This window comes from Terriglobia bacterium, from assembly GCA_020073205.1.
GTDB lineage: Bacteria > Acidobacteriota > Polarisedimenticolia > Polarisedimenticolales > JAIQFR01 > JAIQFR01.
Genome location: JAIQFR010000201.1, coordinates 1 through 2942, shown reverse-complemented (window position 1 = coordinate 2942; position 2942 = coordinate 1). Strand labels below are relative to the sequence as shown.

The window sequence follows — 2942 nt, the reverse complement described above, 5'->3', positions numbered from 1 at the left end:
CGAGCGGCGCGCCCGCTTCGAGCGCGAGGCGAAGCTGCTGGCATCGCTCAACCATCCCAACGTCGCCACCCTGCACGCGCTCGAGGACGTCGGCGGCACGCACTTCCTGGCCATGGAGCTGGTGGAGGGCGAGGGGCTGGACGTCCGCATCGCGCGGGGGGCGATCCCGATCGAGGAGGCGCTTCCGATCGCGCTTCAGGTCGCGGAGGGCCTGGAGGCGGCGCACGAGAAGGGGATCGTGCACCGGGATCTCAAGCCGGGCAACGTCAAGGTGCGGCCGGACGGCACGGTGAAGGTGCTGGACTTCGGCCTGGCGAAGGCGTGGGAGGAACCGGGCGCGACCTCGGACCTGGCGCTGTCGCCGACGATCACGGGGCACCACACGCGGGCGGGGGTGATCCTCGGCACCGCCGCGTACATGAGCCCGGAGCAGGCGCGCGGGAAGCCGGTGGACAAGCGGGCGGACATCTGGGCGTTCGGGTGCCTGCTCTACGAGATGCTGACCGGCAGGCGACTGTTCGTCGGGGAGACGATCTCGGACACGCTGGCGGCGGTGCTGAAGACCGATCCAGACTGGACCGCGCTGCCCGAGGCAACACCTGCGTCGCTCCGGAGTCTCTTGCACCGCTGTCTTGATCGGGACGTGAAGCAGCGCCTCCGCGACATCGGGGAAGCGCGCGTGGCGATCGCCGGGATCGAAGCCGGCGCGCCCGACCCGGCGATCGAGCTGGAATGGACCGGCGGGAGCGGGGGCCCATCCGTCGCTCCCGCCAAGGCGAGGGATTCCAAGAGCCTGAGCGAGCGCCTGGCCTGGCTGCTCTGCTGCGTGCTCGCCGCCGGTGGGCTGACCGTGGCGATCTTGTGGCGCACCTCGACGCCTGCGGAACAGACGATGTATTTTTCGGCGCCGTTCGCGTTTGCGGCGCGGGACATCGCAATCGCGCCGAACGGCCATACGGTGGCGGTGGTTGGGTACCGGGAGTCTGCGCGGAAGAATGTGATCTGGTTGTACGAGGTGGGGTCGCCAGAAGCGAGAAGCCTTGCCGGTACGGAGGGCGCCAGCTTTCCGTTCTGGTCGCCCGATGGGAGGTTTCTCGCGTTCTTTGCCGACGGGAAACTCAAGAAAACGGAAGTCGCGGGTGGCCCCGTGCAGACGCTGTGCGATGCACCGTCGGGCCGCGGCGGCACGTGGAACAAAGACGCCGTGATCGTCTTCGCGCCGAGCGGGCTGTTGTTGAGCGGCTTGTATCGAATCTCGGCTTCCGGTGGAACACCCACGCGGATCAGCACCCCGGATGCGAGTCGTGGGGAAAACACGCATCGCTGGCCGATGTTCATGCCGGACGGAAGACACTACCTGTATCTGGCGGCCAACGTAACCGGGGAGAGCGGGCCTGATGCGATCTTTATTGGGCTTCTGGATTCGAACGAGAAGCGTTTCGTCGTGAAGACGTCGGTGAATGCCGCCTATGCCGCGGGCAACCTGCTCTTCTACCGGGACAGGACTTTGTTCTGCCAGAATTTCGATCTGGACACGTTCGAGTTGACCGGGGAACCCAAGGCGATCTTAACGGAGATCCAGTACCTCCCACGAATCGCTAGGACGGTATTCGCGGTGTCCGACCACGGGCTCTTGCTCGCGCAGAAGAGCAGCGAGGCCTCCCTCTCCCGACTAACCTGGTTCGACCGGAAAGGAAATGAACTGGGCGTAGTGGGGACGCCCGATCTGTATAGCAACGTGGTCCTGGCCCGGAATGGGGAATCGGTTGCGGTAGACAAGACCGACCAGGGGAGCCAGAACACCGATGTCTGGACGTATGACCTGCAACGCGACAGCATGAAGCGGCTGACGTTCGACCCGGCGATCGACGCGATGCCGGTCTGGAGCCCGAATGGCGCCCGGTTGATGTTCTCGTCCAGTCGGCAACACGTGTTTGACGTGTATGTGAAGAACGCCGATGGCGCGCAGGAAGAGCAGCTGATCTTGCACAGCGGCACTGATGACTTTCCCAATGACTGGTCGCGGGACGGCAAGTACGTGCTGTACATCCAAGGAAGGGACGTGTGGTGGGACTTGTGGTACCTCAGCTTGCCTGAGCTCAAGAGCAGTCTCTTTCTGAAGACTTCTGCCACGATCAGGAACGGCCAGTTTTCGCCCGATGCGAAATGGGTGGCGTACGCTTCAAATGAGACCGGGAAGTGGGAGATCTACGTGACCTCATTCCCGCAGGCACGAGGCAAGTGGCAGGTGTCAGCTGGAGGAGGAGAACAGCCGAGGTGGAGGGGCGACGGGAAGGAACTGTTCTTCCTCTCTCCCGAGGGTAAGATGATGGCGGTGCCGGTGAAGACCGGGGCCGGTTTCGACGCCGACGCCCCGGTCTCACTCTTCCAGGCGAATGCCCGCGAGATCATCGCAAATTCCGAACAGGCCATGTACGACGTCGATCGGAGCGGACAGCGATTCCTGATCAACACGCAGGTCAAGAAGGGGGAGACGCAGCCCCTCTCGGCCGTTCTCAACTGGGACGCGGGACTGAAGAGATGAGCCTGGCCTCCGGAACGAAGCTCGGTCCGTACGAGATCCTCGCGCCGCTTGGCGAGGGTGGGATGGGCGAAGTCTGGCGCGCTCGCGACACCCGGCTCGGGCGCGAGGTCGCGATCAAGGTGCTGCCGGAGGGATTCGCGGAGGACCCCGAGCGGCGCGCCCGCTTCGAGCGCGAGGCGAAGCTGCTGGCATCGCTCAACCATCCCAACGTCGCCACCCTGCACGCGCTCGAGGACGTCGGCGGCACGCACTTCCTGGCCATGGAGCTGGTGGAGGGCGAGGGGCTGGACGTCCGCATCGCGCGGGGGGCGATCCCGATCGAGGAGGCGCTTCCGATCGCGCTTCAGGTCGCGGAGGGCCTGGAGGCGGCGCACGAGAAGGGGATCGTGCACCGGGA

Annotated in this window: 2 protein-coding genes; both read left to right on the top strand. The window is 65.2% G+C overall.

Translation table 11 applies throughout. From position 1 onward, the window contains the following. On the top strand, positions 1–2545 hold a 2545-nt coding region (locus LAO51_20370; GenBank protein ID MBZ5641101.1), incomplete at its 5' end, for a serine/threonine-protein kinase. Next, positions 2542–2942, top strand: a 401-nt coding sequence (locus tag LAO51_20365; GenBank protein ID MBZ5641100.1) for a serine/threonine protein kinase, incomplete at its 3' end; no start/stop codon positions are given. The genes LAO51_20370 and LAO51_20365, both read left to right, overlap by 4 nt.